At 37.6% G+C, this 16,425-nt stretch carries 16 protein-coding genes; 7 read left to right on the forward strand and 9 right to left on the reverse strand.

Translation table 11 applies throughout. The annotated features are described in order from the left end of the window. The first annotated feature begins 43 nt into the window (after positions 1 to 43). The 4 genes from ACN9MR_RS03300 (at position 44) to ACN9MR_RS03315 (ending at position 5,285) form a co-directional block, all read left to right on the forward strand. Positions 44 to 2,278 carry an alpha-L-fucosidase gene (locus tag ACN9MR_RS03300; RefSeq protein ID WP_426328222.1) on the forward strand — a complete coding sequence of 745 codons (2,235 nt, stop codon included), beginning with the start codon at positions 44 to 46 and terminating at the stop codon, positions 2,276 to 2,278. A 91-nt stretch (positions 2,279 to 2,369) separates the two neighbouring features. Further along, complete coding sequence (locus tag ACN9MR_RS03305; protein ID WP_029279713.1) at positions 2,370 to 2,681, forward strand: DUF3467 domain-containing protein; 312 nt, start codon at positions 2,370 to 2,372, stop codon at positions 2,679 to 2,681. Positions 2,682 to 2,757: 76 nt separating this feature from the next. After that, positions 2,758 to 3,981, forward strand: a complete 1,224-nt coding sequence (locus ACN9MR_RS03310; RefSeq protein WP_426328223.1) for an OmpP1/FadL family transporter — start codon at positions 2,758 to 2,760, stop codon at positions 3,979 to 3,981. An 11-nt stretch (positions 3,982 to 3,992) separates the two neighbouring features. Then, on the forward strand, positions 3,993 to 5,285 hold the full coding sequence (locus ACN9MR_RS03315) for a G-D-S-L family lipolytic protein (protein WP_426328224.1): 1,293 nt from the start codon (positions 3,993 to 3,995) through the stop codon (positions 5,283 to 5,285). A 50-nt stretch (positions 5,286 to 5,335) separates the two neighbouring features. Here the strand turns inward: ACN9MR_RS03315 and miaA are convergent, their stop codons facing one another. The 4 genes from miaA to ACN9MR_RS03335 form a co-directional block, all read right to left on the reverse strand. Then, positions 5,336 to 6,265: a tRNA (adenosine(37)-N6)-dimethylallyltransferase MiaA gene (gene miaA / locus ACN9MR_RS03320; protein WP_426328225.1), complete on the reverse strand. Its 930-nt coding sequence runs from the start codon at positions 6,263 to 6,265 to the stop codon at positions 5,336 to 5,338. Positions 6,266 to 6,374: 109 nt separating this feature from the next. Continuing rightward, positions 6,375 to 7,022: an IS1096 element passenger TnpR family protein gene (locus ACN9MR_RS03325; protein WP_057932466.1), complete on the reverse strand. Its 648-nt coding sequence runs from the start codon at positions 7,020 to 7,022 to the stop codon at positions 6,375 to 6,377. 99 nt (positions 7,023 to 7,121) lie between these two features. Then, a complete protein-coding gene (locus ACN9MR_RS03330) occupies positions 7,122 to 8,528 on the reverse strand; it encodes a CCA tRNA nucleotidyltransferase (RefSeq protein ID WP_426328226.1) in 1,407 nt (468 codons plus the stop codon). Between the two features lie 102 nt (positions 8,529 to 8,630). Then, positions 8,631 to 9,197 (reverse strand): L-threonylcarbamoyladenylate synthase, encoded by a 567-nt coding sequence (locus ACN9MR_RS03335; RefSeq protein WP_426328227.1) that lies wholly within the window; start codon positions 9,195 to 9,197, stop codon positions 8,631 to 8,633. A gap of 203 nt (positions 9,198 to 9,400) precedes the next feature. Between ACN9MR_RS03335 and ACN9MR_RS03340 the strand changes: the two genes are divergently transcribed. Together ACN9MR_RS03340 and ACN9MR_RS03345 are read left to right on the forward strand one after the other, a co-directional pair. Further along, the gene (locus ACN9MR_RS03340; RefSeq protein ID WP_426328228.1) at positions 9,401 to 9,952 is read left to right on the forward strand and encodes a DUF4136 domain-containing protein; all 552 of its coding nucleotides are present in this window, start codon (positions 9,401 to 9,403) and stop codon (positions 9,950 to 9,952) included. A gap of 178 nt (positions 9,953 to 10,130) precedes the next feature. Then, complete coding sequence (locus tag ACN9MR_RS03345; protein ID WP_426328229.1) at positions 10,131 to 10,688, forward strand: DUF4136 domain-containing protein; 558 nt, start codon at positions 10,131 to 10,133, stop codon at positions 10,686 to 10,688. A gap of 379 nt (positions 10,689 to 11,067) precedes the next feature. On the opposite strand, the gene ACN9MR_RS03350 is transcribed toward ACN9MR_RS03345, so the two are convergent. After that, complete coding sequence (locus ACN9MR_RS03350) at positions 11,068 to 12,177, reverse strand: glycosyltransferase family 4 protein (protein WP_426328230.1); 1,110 nt, start codon at positions 12,175 to 12,177, stop codon at positions 11,068 to 11,070. A 78-nt stretch (positions 12,178 to 12,255) separates the two neighbouring features. After that, the gene (locus tag ACN9MR_RS03355) at positions 12,256 to 13,074 is read right to left on the reverse strand and encodes a 2,3,4,5-tetrahydropyridine-2,6-dicarboxylate N-succinyltransferase (RefSeq protein ID WP_184469604.1); all 819 of its coding nucleotides are present in this window, start codon (positions 13,072 to 13,074) and stop codon (positions 12,256 to 12,258) included. A 203-nt stretch (positions 13,075 to 13,277) separates the two neighbouring features. Here ACN9MR_RS03355 and ACN9MR_RS03360 point away from each other — a divergent pair, with 203 nt between their 5' ends. Further along, positions 13,278 to 13,679, forward strand: coding sequence for an RNA-binding S4 domain-containing protein (locus tag ACN9MR_RS03360; RefSeq protein WP_029279693.1), 402 nt, complete (start codon positions 13,278 to 13,280; stop codon positions 13,677 to 13,679). On the opposite strand, the gene ACN9MR_RS03365 is transcribed toward ACN9MR_RS03360, so the two are convergent. The 3 genes from ACN9MR_RS03365 to ACN9MR_RS03375 form a co-directional block, all read right to left on the reverse strand. Continuing rightward, the gene (locus ACN9MR_RS03365; protein WP_426328231.1) at positions 13,676 to 14,449 is read right to left on the reverse strand and encodes an EcsC family protein; all 774 of its coding nucleotides are present in this window, start codon (positions 14,447 to 14,449) and stop codon (positions 13,676 to 13,678) included. The genes ACN9MR_RS03360 and ACN9MR_RS03365 overlap by 4 nt on opposite strands. Before the next feature lie 269 nt (positions 14,450 to 14,718). Further along, a complete protein-coding gene (locus ACN9MR_RS03370) occupies positions 14,719 to 15,195 on the reverse strand; it encodes a nucleoside deaminase (RefSeq protein WP_426328232.1) in 477 nt (158 codons plus the stop codon). Positions 15,196 to 15,278: 83 nt separating this feature from the next. Next, positions 15,279 to 15,878 (reverse strand): OmpH family outer membrane protein, encoded by a 600-nt coding sequence (locus ACN9MR_RS03375; protein ID WP_029279685.1) that lies wholly within the window; start codon positions 15,876 to 15,878, stop codon positions 15,279 to 15,281. Between the last annotated feature and the right edge of the window lie 547 nt (positions 15,879 to 16,425).

A 16,425-nucleotide genomic window follows, 5' to 3' on the forward strand; every position in this document is an offset into this window, starting at 1 on the left:
CAACTGCTTTAATCAGGTTGTAATTTTATTACAAATCAATTTAATGAGAAAATTAATACTTACATCAGTTTTAATCGTGTCTTTTATAGCAAACGTTATGGCACAAAGTGATAATTTAAAAGCACAAAATACCGTGGCTATTGTACCAGGCGATAGTAAGACTACTATTTTGGCTAAAGCAAGCTATGTGGTGCCAACCCCTAACCAATTAACCGCGTTAAAAAATGAGTTTATTGCATTTATTCATTTTGGACCAAACTCTTTTACAAAAATGGAATGGGGAAATGGTAAAGAAGACCCTAAAATATTTGATTTAAAAGAACTGCATACGGACCAATGGTGCCAGGCCATGAAATCTGCTGGGATGAAAATGGTGATTATCACGGTAAAACACCACGATGGTTTTGTACTTTGGCAAAGCCGGTATACCAAACACGGCATTATGTCTTCAGGTTTTGAAGACGGCAAAGGCGATATTCTAAAAAATCTATCTGCATCCTGCAAAAAGTACGGGCTGAAACTGGGTATTTATTTATCTCCGGCAGATTTATATCAGATTGAAAATCCCGAAGGACTATATGGTAATTTGAGTAAAATAACTACGAGAACCATTCCTCGCGAAACAGCAGGACGCCCTTTTGCCAACCAGACTAAATTTAAGTTCGAAGTTGATGATTATAATGAATATTTTCTAAATCAATTATTTGAAGTTTTAACTGAATACGGACCAATTGATGAAGTTTGGTTTGATGGTGCACATCCTAAAACCAAAGGCGGACAGAAATATAATTATCCAGCCTGGAAAACCTTGATCCATACTTTAGCACCAAAAGCAGTGATTTTTGGTAGAGAAGATATCCGTTGGTGTGGTAATGAAGCCGGCGGAACCCGAGAAACCGAATGGAACGTAATTCCTTATAGCGAAAACCCTGATACGGCAACACATTTTCCTGATATGACGGACAGGGATTTGGGTAGTAATAGTGAACTTTACAAAGCTAAATACCTGCACTATCAGCAAACCGAAACCAATACATCGATAAGAGAAGGCTGGTTTTACCGCGATGATGAAAAACAAAAAGTACGCAGCGCCGATGATGTTTTCGATATTTATGAACGCTCGGTTGGAGGGAATTCGACCTTTTTACTCAATATACCACCAAACCGGAACGGAAAATTCTCTGATGAAGATGTAAGTGTGCTTAATGAGGTTGGTAAGCGCATTACCGAAACTTATGGCAAAAATTTATTTGCTGGTGCAAAAGGAGCAAAGCAAGTATTGGATAACGATATGAATACTTATGTTTTGCTAAATAATAAACAAAAAAGTCTCGAAATTACAACTGCTAAGCCTGTTACAATAAACAGGATCGTATTACAAGAAGATATTGCAAACTATAGTGAGCGGGTAATGGAACACCAGTTAGAGGCCTGGATTGGCAATAAGTGGCAAAAAATTGCGGTAGCAACAAATATAGGTTATAAACGTATTTTGCGTTTCCCTGAAATTACTTCTTCTAAATTTAGGTTAACAGTTTTATCATCAAGAGCTGAGCCAGCAATAGCAACAATAGCTGCATATTATTACCGTACCCGTCCGCCACAATTGCAGTTTAACAGAGATGTAAATGGTTTAACAACTATTTCACCAAAAACCCATGCGTTTGGGTGGAAACCACACGGAGAAAATGCGACCGCTAATCTTAATAAAGACATCGAAATTTATTATACCACAAATGGAAGTCTACCTGATGCTCGCGCTAAAAAATATACTGGTCCGCTTCAAATTGCAAAAGGTGAGGTAAAAGCAATAGCCATAACCAATAAAGAAAAAGGACCTGTAGCAGCCGAAGCATTCGGCATGGTAAAAAAAGATTGGAAATTGTTAAGTAGTGATAGCGAAAGTGATAAGCATGCTGCCTCAATGGCATTTGATGCTAAAAAGCAAAGTTATTGGTTATCTAAAGAGGACAGCGATCAGCATCAAATAGCGATAGATTTAGGTTATGTTCATGAGCTAACCGGCTTTATTTATACACCTCCAACAGATTTTGCTGATGGAATGCTTGAAAAAGGAATACTCCAAATCAGTAACGATGGTAAAACCTGGCAAGATGCCGAAGCCTTTGGGTTCGGTAATTTAATTAACGATCCAACCCCACGGACCCATTATTTCAAAAAAGGAATTTCGGCAAAATATATACAAGTAAAAGCAACAGCCATTGCAGGTAATAAAAAAGCGCTGGCTATTGCAGAGTTAGATTTTTTAGAGAAATAACTCATTAAAGCGCTACTAAATTAATTTTATTTCAAACATTATGTTTTAAATTCCGCTATTAAGCAGCGGAATTTTTTATTTTTGATCTATTATGGAAGAACAACAAAACGAGAATCAATTAAATATAGAGTTATCCGAAGAAATTGCAGAAGGAATTTTTTCTAACTTGGCCATTATTACCCACTCTAATACCGAATTTGTATTAGATTTTATTCGTGTAATGCCGGGAATTCCGAAGGCAAAAGTTAAATCGAGAATTATCCTAACGCCAGAACACGCAAAGCGTTTATTATCAGCATTGGAAGATAATATTCAGAAATTCGAAGCGGTAAACGGGCGTATTAAGACTCAAGAAGAACCACCTTTTCCTATGGGTTTCGGCGGGCCAACCGCTCAGGCGTAAGACTATTCAAAATCTTACAAACAAATATTTGTTTACTATGTTAGCATAGTATATATTTGTGTATAACCATTTATAGATGAAAAAAATTTTATTGAGCGCATTACTTTCTGCCCCACTTTGGGTTTTGGGGCAGGGTTTCCAGGTTAATTTACAAGGACAGAAACAAATTGGTATGGCAGGTGCAGGTTCTGCATTGGCTTTAGATGAGGCTTCCGTATTTTATAATCCTGGTGCAGTAACTTTCTTAGAGAAAAACTCAGTTTCAGCAGGTGTGAACCCATTATTATTTAAATCCGCTTTTAAACAAACGGGTTCGAATGTTACAGAGAATGTGAAGAACAAAATTGCCCCACCTTTCGAGTTTTATGCGGTGTGGGGGCCGAAATCAAATAAATGGAAGCTAGGCTTAGGTGTATATACGCCTTTTGGCGGTTTAGTAGATTGGGGCGATAATTGGTCTGGTAAGTATGCTTTAACCTCATTAAATTTAAAAGCCATCTATTTTCAACCAACTTTAAGTATAAAAATTACCGATCGTATCGGTATAGGTGCAGGGTTTGTTTATAACCACGGCGATGTAAATCTTCAAAGAGCTATCCCGGTAAATTTTCCTGATGGCCGTTCTGGTCACGCTACTTTAGATGGTACCGGAACAGGTTATGGATGGAATGCGGGTTTATATATCAAAACATTAAGCAATATCTCTTTTGCACTCGTACATAAATCGAAGGTAATTACGAAACTCGATGGTGGTTCAGCAGAATTTGAAGTTCCAAAGTCATTAGAAGGATCTTTTCCAGCGGGAAATACCTTTAACGCCGAATTACCTTTACCAGCAACCACAAGTTTAGGTGTAGGTATTCCGTTGTCAAAAAGTACAGTTTTAGCCTTTGATGCAAGTTGGGTACAGTGGCATATTTATCAGGATTTGTCTTTTGACTATGCTACCAATACACCTGCGCTCGTTGATACAAAATCAGCACGCAATTATCGTGATGGTTCATCGTTTAAATTAGGTATTAACCACCAGGCATCAGAGAAATTGGCACTAAGAGCAGGTGTTGGTTATGCCTTTTCACCAGTACAGGATGGATACGTAACACCCGAAGCTCCTGATGCTGACCGATATATTTTAAGTGCAGGTTTGGGTTATACACCTACCCGCCATTTCGAAGTTAATGCATCGTTCTTTTTTGAAGATGTTAAATCGCGTAAACAAAAGAATATTGAAACGGGCCTGGATGGTACCTTTAAAACTTTGGTTTATGCACCAGGTATTTCGTTAACTTATAAATGGTAGGAGAAATTTAGATGAAAAGATATATATTAAATAGTTTCGTTGCTGCTGTCATCCTTTTTGCAGCAGCTTGTAAACCTGAAATAGAAACGCCTGCAGGGTCGACTGCCGGACAAGCTAATTTTAGTAAATACATTGCAGTAGGTAACTCCTTAACTTCTGGATATGCCGATGGTGGCTTATATTTGGAAGGACAAAAAGTTGCTTATCCAAACTTAATTGCCGCCAAAATGGCTACGGTAGGTGGTGGGGCATTTACCTCTCCGTTTTTTACTGAAGAACATTTAAATGGCTCAGGTTATATTTCTTTAACAGCACTGGTTAATGGTACGCCAACTTTAACTCCTGTAACCGATAAACTGGCTATAAGAGATGCGGCGAAGCATTTAGACAAATATAGTGGCGAAATCCAAAACTTGGGTATTCCCGGTATGCGTGTTGATTTGGCTTTTGCACCAGCATTTAGTGCCGCAAATCCATTTTTTGAACGTTTATTAACCGATGCCCAAGTGGGTGCTACAAGTTATTTTCAATATGTTCAAACCAAAAACCATACTTTCTTTTCATTGTGGCTTGGAAATAATGATGTATTGGGTTATGCTTTAAATGGAGCAGTAACTGTATCTACTGATCCAACTACCACTTTAACTGATAAGGTTACCTTCTCTTCTTTGTATGCTAATTTTTTAAATGCCTTAACTGCCGGGGGCCAAAAAGGTATTGTAGGTACCATTCCTGATGTAACTGCTGTTCCTTATTTTAATACAGTTACCGTAGCAGCTTTATTAAATGCGGCTAAAGCAATTAATCCCGCAGCGGCAGCTATTTATATTCAAACAGGAACAGGTGCGGTAAGGCCTGCAACTGCTGAAGATTTAATCCGTTTGCCGTTTCAATCAGAAGGCATATTTGGGAAACCAAATGGTTCTGGCATTCCTTATGGTTTGCACCCCTTAAATCCGATCGAAAATAAGTGGGTATTGGATAAGGATGAAGTAATTAAAGTGAAAGATTATGTAAATAGCTATAATAGCAGTATTAAATCTTTAGCCACAAGCAAAGGTTTAGCCATTGCTGATACTTATGCTTATTTTAATCAGGTTAAAACTGGTATTAATGTTCAGGGTGTTGGTATCAACGCTTCATTTATTACCGGTGGCGCATTCTCTTTAGATGGTATTCACTTAACGCCGCGTGGAAATGCAGTAATTGCCAATGTATTTATCGATGCCATTAATGCTAAATACGGCTCTACTGTACCAAACATTGATATTACGCAATATAGAGGCGTGAAGTTCCCTAATTAATTCGAAAAGATTTTTATATTTTAAAGGTTCTAACGCTGTTAGGACCTTTTTTATTTTAGCCGATCATAGATAAGATTGATTACCTTTTCTTTTTCAATTGGTTCAAACCAATTGATCTCCTCATCTCTTCTAAACCAGGTGAGTTGGCGTTTGGCAAAACGACGCGTATTTTGTTTAATTGCCGAAACGGCATCCTCAAGAGATAATTTTCCGTCCAGGTAGTCGAAAAGCTCACTGTAGCCTACGGTGTTTAAAGCATTATATTTTTTAAAGGGTGTAAGCGACCTTACCTCTTCTACTAAACCATCAGCAATCATTTTATCAACTCTTCTGTTAATCCGGTCGTAAAGGATAGCACGATCGGTATTGAGGCCAATTTTGATGATATTAAATGATCTTTCCTTTTTTGTAGCGGAGAGCATTGAAGAAAGTTTTTGACCAGTTGATAAAAATACTTCCAAACCCCTGATCATTCTTTGTGGATTTTGTTGATCTACCTTTGCGAAATATTCAGGATCTAATGTTGCCAGCTGTTTTTGGATACTGGGTAATCCTTCTTCTTCAAACTGGTTATTCAACCTTTCACGTATGGCCAAATCAATATCCGGCATTTCATCCAAGCCATTAATTAAAGCATTAACATATAAACCCGAACCCCCAACCATAATCGCCAGATCGTGTTTTTTAAAAATTTGATCAAGGGCATTTAAACCTTCTATTTCAAAATCGCCTGTACTAAATAGCTGTGAAACCGAATGTGAATCAATAAAGTGATGTTTTGCTGCTGCTAACTCATCTGCATCAGGTTTTGCCGTTCCTATGGCCATCTCTTTAAAAAACTGACGGGAATCGGCAGAAATGATTTCTGTATCAAAATGTTGGGCCAATTGTACGGCCAAAGCCGTCTTTCCTATTGCGGTGGGACCAACAATAGAAATTAAGGTTTTTGATTTTTTAATAGTTTGACCTGCAGTAAGCATAACATTTTAAAAGAAAAAGTCAGATGTATACATCTGACTTTGTATGGATAATAATTCGTTCAGTTAGTGCTGATCTCGAAGATTTAGGATGGCATGACGATATGGTAAATTAATAGTCGTCTTTGTGGCTATCATCTTCGAAGTTATCACTATCAGAAAATTCATCGCCAAATTCGTCTTCTTCGCTTTCTTCATCTTCGTCTCGCTCTTCGGCATTGATTCCCATTTCGCCCATGGCTTCCAATTCGTCGGTATCTTCTGGTACAAAGTTCATTTCATTTAAGAAATCAAATTCGCTCGCCGCCGCTGCTGCCCCTCTTGGATCAACCGCTTGTGGACTGTTTTGCTCCATTATTTTTGGTGCCTCACCACTGCTTTTAGCTAAAAATGGGTATTCTATATTTGGATCGGCATCTAAAATTATTTTTACAAGTTCTACGTGAAAATCATAAGGGCGATCGAAATTGTAGATATAGTAAAACTTTTGATGCGGATCTTCAATAAAACCACTTAATTTAGAATTCTCCATTAAAACTACACGGTCTTTTTTACGTTCACTTGGTAAATAAGCAATTTCATCGCCTTTTAACCAATTATCGGTGCTTACGTAAAAAGAGGAAGATTTTTCGGCATTATAACCCGTAGATCTGTGAATAGCCTTATGCAGGTCTTCAAATGTTTGGTTTGATTTAATGTCGATCTCTCTCACAACATCATCAAAATCTTCGAAAGTAATTCTAAATTTATAAATAGCCATTATAGTGTTTTGGAACCGTAAAAATAAAGTTAATTTATAATTACCACAAATATCGGGCGCCATAAAAGACAGCCTAATTGTAGTGTTTTAGCAATTAAATTATTTATTAACAGGATTTAATCCCATTTGTTTTGCCTGATTTAGCATAAAATTAAATGCTTCTTGGTAGTCGTTTGTAATCTCGCCCTCTAATATGGCCTCGCGGATAGCATTTTTAATTATACCAACCTCTTTTCCTGCATCAAGACCGAAAGTTTCCATAATATCGTTTCCTGAAATAGGAGGCTGCCAGTTTCTAATTTTATCGCGTTCTTCTACATCCTTAAGCTTTTGTTTAACCAGCTCAAAGTTGTTTCGGTATTTTGTTTTTTTGTATTCGTTTTTAGTGGTTACATCGGCATTGCAAAGCAGCATTAAACTTTCAATTTCTTCGCCGGCATCAAAAAGTAATCGCCTAACTGCTGAATCTGTGACGGTTTCCTGCGCCAGCACAATCGGGCGTAAATGAAGCTGTACCAATTTTTGCACATACTTCATCTTTTCGTTTAAAGGCAGTTTTAGCTGTGCAAATATTTTCGGAACCATTCTGGCTCCTCTATCTTCATGTCCGTGGAATGTCCAACCGTGGCCTTCTTCAAAACGTTTAGTAGCAGGTTTAGCAATATCGTGTAAAATAGCCGCCCAACGCAGCCATAAGTCATCAGTATCTGCGCAAATGTTATCTAATACTTCAAGTGTATGATAAAAATTGTCTTTATGTCCTTTTCCTTTAATAATCTCTACCCCGTAAAGTTGTGCCATTTGAGGGAAAATGAGCTGCAATAAGCCTGTATCAAAAAGATGTTTAAAGCCTATAGAAGGTTTTTTAGAGAGGATGATTTTATTCATCTCATCTGTTATCCGCTCTTTTGATACGATAGTAATACGCTGTTTTTGCGTTTTAATGGCATTTAGGGCCGCTGGATCGATATTAAAATCAAGCTGCGAAGCAAAGCGGATTGCCCTCATCATGCGCAAAGGATCGTCAGAAAAAGTAATTTCCGGGTCGAGTGGGGTACGGATGAGCTTATTTTCCAAATCTTTAATCCCGTCAAACGGATCTAACAATTCACCAAAATGATCAGCGTTTAAATTAATAGCTAAAGCATTGATGGTAAAATCTCTGCGCAGCTGGTCATCTTCTAAGGTACCATCTTCAACAATTGGTTTACGTGAATCAGAACGGTAAGATTCTTTTCTGGCGCCTACAAATTCGACTTCTAAATCCTGATATTTAATGTTTGCGGTGCCAAAATTTTTAAAAACAGCAACTTTGGTGTTCAGTTTTCTGCCAACAGCTTCAGCATATTCTATTCCACTGCCCACAACAACAACATCAATATCTTTTGAAGGGCGATCTAAAAATAAATCGCGAACAAAGCCTCCGATTACATATGCTTCGGTATTGTTCTTATCGGCAATAATGGATAAGGTTTTAAATATTGGGTTTTGTAGGTGTTGCTGCATCAAGTTAGTTATTTTGTCACGCCGAGATAGAAAGCATCTGCGAGCTATGAAACAGATCCTTCGTGCCTCAGGATGACAATAAGAATTACAAAAGTAATAAAATTACTTGCGAATAAACTCAAATTGTCCGCCAGGAGAAAGTTTCATAATGGTTGATGGCTTTCTGTTGGTCCGGTTTTCCTGCTCAAAGTCTACTACATAATCTACAGCATCAATAATTTCAGGGGCTATGTCGTCAAAGAGTTTTGGCGATGGCTGTCCGCTTAAATTTGCAGAGGTAGAAACTATAGGTTTCCTAAAGCGTTGGATTAATGGTGTGCAAAAATCGTGTTTAACAATTCGTATGCCCACACTGCCGTCGGCATTGATTACGTTTTGAGCTAAGTTTTTTGCGCCAGAGAAAATAATAGTTAAAGGATTTTCAGCATATTCAATTAAATCGTAAGCCACATCAGGTATTTCGGCAACATAACTCTGCAGTTTGCTATCTACATCCAATAATACGATTAAACTCTTTTCGGCCGGCCGGTTTTTTATCTTCAATAATTTATCTACCGCCTCGGCATTGCTTGCATCGCAGCCCAAGCCCCAAATGGTATCTGTTGGATATAAAATAACACCACCTGATTTTAATACTTCAAAAGCTTTGTTAATCTCGTCTCTTAGCATTTTACAAAGTTAATTTATTAAGAGGAAGTTAAATAATCTTAATATGTATTTCCTGTGGTGTTAGATATTTCTATCTAACACCCATAAATATCGATGAAAGAATTTTGCGATCGTGACCTGTTCTTGTCATTTATTTACTGCAGCAATGTGTTTTAATCCAATAAACTATTATTTTAGTAATAGGTTATTAAATAAAACATAAAATGAAACACACACTTAAATGGGGTATGCTGTTTACTATTGTAATGGCATTTACCAGTTGTATTGCTGTACTTACTGCATCAGATTACGACAAAAAGATCGATTTTTCTAAGTTAAAATCCTTTGCTTACTACGAAAAAGGCATTGAACATTTAGAATTAAACAACCTCGACAAGCCTAGGATGTTAAATGCCGTTGAAACTGCTATGACAAAAAAAGGTTTTGTTAAAAATGAGCAAGCAGATTTTTTAGTTAACGTAGCGGTTTTGAGCACTATTAAAGCGAGGGCCGATTGGGGCTATAGCGGAGGCGGTTATCAATGGGATTCAGCTTCATCTTCCTACCAATGGAGAGATTCGCAGTTTGGGCCGCTCAACACCAGCAAACAATACCAGTCTGGTACCATTATCATTGATTTTTTAAATCCCGAAACCAAAGCAATTATGTGGCATGGGGTAGGCTCGGGATTTAATTTCGATGATTATGAGAATAGGGAAGGAAGGATAAATCTGGCTGTAAAACAGATCTTATCAGAATACCCGCCGATATACTGATTCAACGATTTAATCCAATTGTAAAATATTTAGTCAGAGTGATATAGGGTTAAAACATAATCAAATAGTAATCGTTTTACAGATAACAATCTGATTGTAAAAAATGTTAAATGATTTGCCGTTTGGTTCCCAAAATCGTTATATTTAAGTCAGGTTATTTATACAACAACGCACAAAAATGAGAACAGCACAAAAATTATTAATGCTTTTTACAGTGGTATTGGCATTAGCAGGATGTACAACACTCCGCACCGCATCAGATTATGATAAAAATGTTGATTTAAGCGGTTACAAAACTTACAATTTTTACGATAAAGGCATAGCAAGGGTTAAGCTTAACAATCTCGATAAACGCAGATTAATGGCTGCAGTTGAATCTGAAATGAATGCCAAAGGATTTACAAAATCAGATCGACCTGATTTATTGGTAAATCTGGTCGTGGTTGCCAGAGAAAAAACCGATGTTTATGGCCCAGGTTACTATGGTGGCTGGGGTTGGGGCTGGCGTGGCGGCTGGGGAAATCCTTTCTGGGGCGGTGGCGGAACCTATGTAAACCAATATATTGAAGGTACAATCATAATCGATTTCTTAGATCCTGCTAAAAAGATTTTATTCTGGCACGGACAAGGATCTGGTTTTAACCTGGATAGCTTTAACAAAAGAGAAGAGCGTTTATACACCGGGGTAAAAGAAATATTGGCTCAATATCCACCGACTGTTACTGCTGCTAAATAATTTGTAGCCGTTACGTTAAAATATCTAAATAGCAATCTATTAATTGCTGAGTAACTACAGGGCTGTTGAATTTTAAATAAATTCCAGCCCTTTTTCTTTTTTTAGAGACATGGGATTTATTGGCTTGTAAAAAAATAAACTGTCGATTTGCAGAAATTGAGTTTTTTATATTTGAAAAGCAGGGGGTAGTGCTACTATTAACCGTTAGTCCTGCCAATGCTGCAAGTCCTCATCCGCTGGAAGGATCGGATTGCGGGCTTTTCGCGAATGTCAGGTTTAGATTGAGCTGGATTGTGGTAATAAATTGATAAATTCCTCTTTGGTAGTAACGTAATGGAAAGTATAAATGATTCTCATCCTGAGTATAGTCGAAAGACAGTTAAAGCGTTAAATAGCAATCCATTAATTGCTGAGTAACTACAGGGCTGTTAAATTTTTGAACAAATTCCAGCCCTTTTTCCTTCATCTCTTTTTGGAGCTGCGGTTTTTCAAGAATTTGATTAATGGCTTTTGCAAGTCCGTTAGCATCATCAGGTGAAATGTATAAGCTATCTGGTCCGCCAGCTTCTTCCAGGCAAGACCCAGTTGCTGCGACTACCGGAACCCCAGAATAGAGGGCTTCGATAATCGGAATGCCAAAACCTTCGTAAAAAGAAGGATAAACAAAAACGCTGGCCATTTGGTATATGCCGGGTAGATCTGCAAATGGGATATTTTTTAGGAATAAAATTCTGTTTTTAAGGCCGAGTTTTTCTATTTCCTTCTCTACTGTTTTAAAATAAGCGGTTTGTTTACCTATTACCACGAGTTTATACTCCTCGTTAACCTCTTTTAGGGCTTGAACAGCTAATTTAAGGTTTTTACGCTCTTCAATGGTACCAACATTTAGGATGTATTTTTCAGGTAGTTTATAAGTTGCCCTAATGCGGCTTAAGGTTGCTGTAGCAAAAGGCGTTTTAAAACTGTAATCACAGCTCTGGTAAATTACCTCAATTTTTTCAGCACTGATCCCATATAAATCAATAATGTCTTCTTTTGTTTTTTCGCTGATGGCGATAATTTTATTGGCACGTTTACAAGCAGATTTGCTTTTCCACTCGTATAATTTCCGGTCGATAAATTTATAATACTGAGGGAAGCGAAGAAAAATTAGATCATGAATGGTAACGATCGATTTAATCCGTGTATGTTGTATGGCTAATGGAATTTCATGACTGAGCCCATGATAAATCTGGCAACCATCTTGATTTAAATCTTTAAGGATATTTAAACTTCGCCATAAAAAAGGGCCGTTTTTTGGGAGTTTCAGTTCGATGTTTTCATTTGCGAGAAAAGCATCAATCTGTTTGGCCGATTTTATTTTAGGAGCGTACACCAAGTATTGGTGCTGAGGAAACTGATGTGCCAAATGCTCAATTAAAGACCGGCTGTAATTACCTAATCCTGTTAAGTTATTGGCAGCACGCTTGCCATCGTATCCAATCTTCATTAGAGGTGTAAGGTTTAAGGTAAAAGGTTTAAGGCTTTGGGTGTTACCTTACACCTTAAGCCCCATACCTTAAACCATTTATACTGCTACATTATTTTCTCTCAACGCATCGTTAAGTGAAGTTTTCTTATCTGTACTTTCTTTACGTTTACCAATAATTAAAGCACAAGGTACCTGGAATTCGCCAGCTGGGAATTTTTTAGTATAGCTTCCTGGTATTACAACTGAACGTGCAGGAACAATTCCTTTATATTCTACTGGCGTAGGACCGGTAACATCAATAATTTTGGTTGATGCCGTTAATACCACATTAGCACCTAAAACAGCTTCCCTTTCTACTTTAACACCTTCAACAACAATCGCTCTTGATCCTAAAAAAGCGTCATCTTCGATAATAACCGGAGCAGCTTGTACAGGCTCTAAAACACCACCAATACCCACACCACCACTTAAGTGAACGCGTTTACCAATTTGTGCACAAGAACCAACAGTAGCCCAGGTATCAACCATAGTACCTTCATCAACATAAGCGCCAATGTTTACATACGATGGCATCATGATTACACCTTTTGCTAAAAACGCACCATAACGCGCACTTGCCATAGGCACAACACGTACACCAGTTGTTTTATAATCGGTTTTTAAATCCATTTTATCGTGGTAAACGAAAGGACCACTTTTAATTTCTTTCATCTCGCGAATCGGGAAATATAAAATTACTGCTTTCTTTACCCATTCATTAATGCCCCAAGAGTTTAAAACTGGCTCAGCAACACGGATTTCGCCCTTATCAAGCCCCATAATAACGGCTTCAATGGCTTCGCAATAGTTGCTATATTTTAAAAGGGTTCTATCCTCCCAAGCGGCTTCAATTAATTTCTTTAAATCTGAATACATGATGTTTTTAAATTTTACGCAAAATAAATCAATTTTTGCTTATTAAATGGTTAATTGTTTAAATTGTTTTGTAGATAGGTTAATTGTTTAAATCGTTTAAACTGGTTAATTATGAGTGGGCGCATGATATAACAGTTACCGATTAACCAGTTTCTACAATTAACCAACATAGGAATTAACCTAATTATGTATTTTTGAATTTTATGACAGAGACGGAAAAACTTAGGATAGATAAATATTTATGGGCGATCAGGTTGTTTAAAACACGGAGCCTGGCCACTGATGCCTGTAAAGCAGGAAGGGTGAAACTCAAAGGGCAAAATATTAAGCCTTCGGCCATTGTAAAAGTTGGTGAGGTTTATCAGGTATCGAAAGGTATCGAAAAGAAAATTATTGAAGTGGTAGAACTGTCGTACAACAGAACAGATTCGCCAACAGCCTTAACAAAATACAAAGACTTAACTCCTGTTGAAGAAACGCATGCTTTTAAATCGATGTTTCATGCGCCAAATCTAAAACGCGATAGGGGTACTGGCCGTCCGACTAAAAAAGACCGACGGGAAACGGACGATCTGATTGGTGGGATGTTTGAAGAGGAAGATTAGTTAGTTCCAGTTTCTAGTTTGCGGTTTTCAGTTTGTGTACTGATTACTGCATACTGCAAATTGAAATACCGCATCCGGTAGCTCATCATTGCTGTTTTGCCCAGTTTTTCGATCAGTTTATAATTGGCAACTGCACCAACTGCTGCACCCACAAATGGGAGCATCTGCGCAAGTTTGGCTAAATCAATATAATCGCGGTATTGCTGTTGGAAGGTAAGCCAGTCAAATTCATCAATATTGGTAGGCAATTGATGGGCTTTATCATCCCAATCCTGCATTTTCATAAATATATTCTGGCTTTCTTCTTTGCTTGAAAAGGCTAGCTGAAAGACGTGTAAAATATATAAACGTTCACGGTAATCTTTAACATCATATCCGTAAACTGCAGCAATATCAAAAAGCATTTTCATCTTTATGCCCAGCAACAGCGGAAAATCTGCCAGGCTCATTAAAAAACCTCCTGCACCTGTAATTCCGCCTTCGGCTGCACCTGTTTTTTTATAATTTTCTATCTTTTGCTTAATCAATGCTTCACGGTGCATCAAGGTTAAATCAGTAACCGGTTTTGATGTGGTAAATGTCGATCCAAAAAGCACAGCTTTAACCATTTGTTTTATAGCAGAAGTTATGGCATTATGAACCTTATCAGGAATATAACTGTTTATTTTCTTCTGCACCTTATTAGTTACCTTATTCAAGAGTGAAGGTTTCTGCAAGGTTTTAAACTTCCAGAAATTTAGTTCACCACTTATCTTTTGTTCGTAGGTCATACTTAATCACTACAATAATTATTCCTTAAAATTTAACATAAGCTTGTTCATATTGCTGTCGGCTTGCTGGCAGGAAAAGAATCTAGCAAATAAACAATGATTTTAATGAGGGGAGAAGTTGTATCGTAATATAGATTTGTCATCCTGTCCAAAGGACTCCTGTGGAGAGCTTATCGAAGGACCTGCTTAAATCCGCTTTAAGGTGTTTCGACAGGCTCAACATGACAGTATCTGAGGTGAAACGCTTTTATGATACAACCTCTTTTTATTTAATACTCTATCCTCATTGGTGAAGTTTCCCATAGTTTAAAGGCTGCTAAAGCTTCATCGCGCATCAGTTGAATAACCGGCAGGCTCCTGTTTTCCATAGGCTTATCCAGCTCTTCGTAGATAAATTTATCACTAAAACCAATGTGCTCGGCATCAGCCTTGGTATTTGCATAATAAATTGTATCAATTCTGGCCCAATAAATTGCGCCTAAACACATAGGGCAAGGTTCACAGCTGGTGTAAATTACACAGCCGCTTAAATCGAATGTATTCAACTCGGTACAGGCCAGCCTAATGGCCGAAACCTCCGCATGCGCAGTTGGATCGTTGGTAGAGGTTACCTTATTTGCCGATTTGGCAATCAACTTCCCATCTTTTACCACTACAGCTCCAAAAGGCCCACCAATGCTTTCACTTACATTTTGTACAGATAACTCGATTGCCATCCGCATATATTCCTGATGTTGATTGTCCATATTAGTTTGATCTTTTATAAAAAACAGCACAAAAAAAATGCCCCGATTTATACGAGGCATCTAATATTTTAATCCCTATTCGCTTATTTTTTGCTGTATTCTGCGTTTAAGCCTTTAATTACTTCTGAAGTAACATCTAAACTCTCGTCGGCAAATAAAATAGCACTGTTACCTTTTGAGTAAGTTAAAACCATTTTATAACCTTTTTCCTTAGCGTAGCCTTTTAAGTAATCAGCCACTTTATCATAAAGTTTTTCATTCTCAGCAGCTTGCTCATTCTGTAAAGCACCACCAGCATTTTGTTGGTAAGTTTGCAGTTCTTGTTGTTTACGTGCTAAACGCTCTTCAGTACTTTTACGTTGATCGGCAGATAAAGTTTGTGCCGATTGTTGATATTGTGCAACTTCTCTTTGAAAAGCCTGGCCTTTAGCCTGCATGTCTGCCTGAGCATTTTTGGTCTTACCTTCAAATTTCACTTTCAGGTCTTTGAAGTATTCATATTTTGTAAGTAACGAGTCGGAGTTTACATACACAATTTTCTCAGTTTGAGAAACCGCTGCAGTAGTACCCTCTGTTTTTTTAGTTTCAGTAGTTTTAGTGTCTTTGTTCTGGCATGCAGAGAAAGCAGTTATCAAAGTTGCTGTTGCAAGTAAACCAAAGGTTTTAAAGGTTCTTCTTTCCATTCTTGTTTAATAAATTTTAGCAAACTTATATAAATTAGTTTTTATATCCAATTTAAAGCCGATCCGATAAATATAAGCGATTGTAAAATACCAATGGTTTTTTGATTGAGGAAAGCAATTGCGGCATTTCATATTAATGTTACACCCGCTGTCCGCTTTATTTCATGCCCGCTTCCATCGGGTTTAGGTGGCACAGCCAGTAATTGCTATTTGGGGTTGCAGGGTGGCAATAGCAAATTTCAAACACCAAACGTTCCTACGGAACGGAAAAAAAATGTTTCATTTTTTTCTACCCATGAGGCGTTCTGCTGGAACGGTTGGCGGTTTAGAAATGTTAATCCTTAGCGTACCCTTAGGGCTGTTTCTCGTGTAGCCAATTGTATATTGGCGTTTTCGTTCCGTAGGAACTTTGATAGGCGACATAAAGCTGGGGCATATAAAATGCGGGATTGAAGCCTTTTTAAAATAACGATTTGCTTTTAAAAAAAACATTTTAAATATCCTTAACAGGCTTTATACTTAAGTGTTTAGTTAGAAAGCTTTATCG

The organism is Pedobacter sp. R-06 (assembly GCF_049913135.1).
Classification (GTDB): domain Bacteria; phylum Bacteroidota; class Bacteroidia; order Sphingobacteriales; family Sphingobacteriaceae; genus Pedobacter.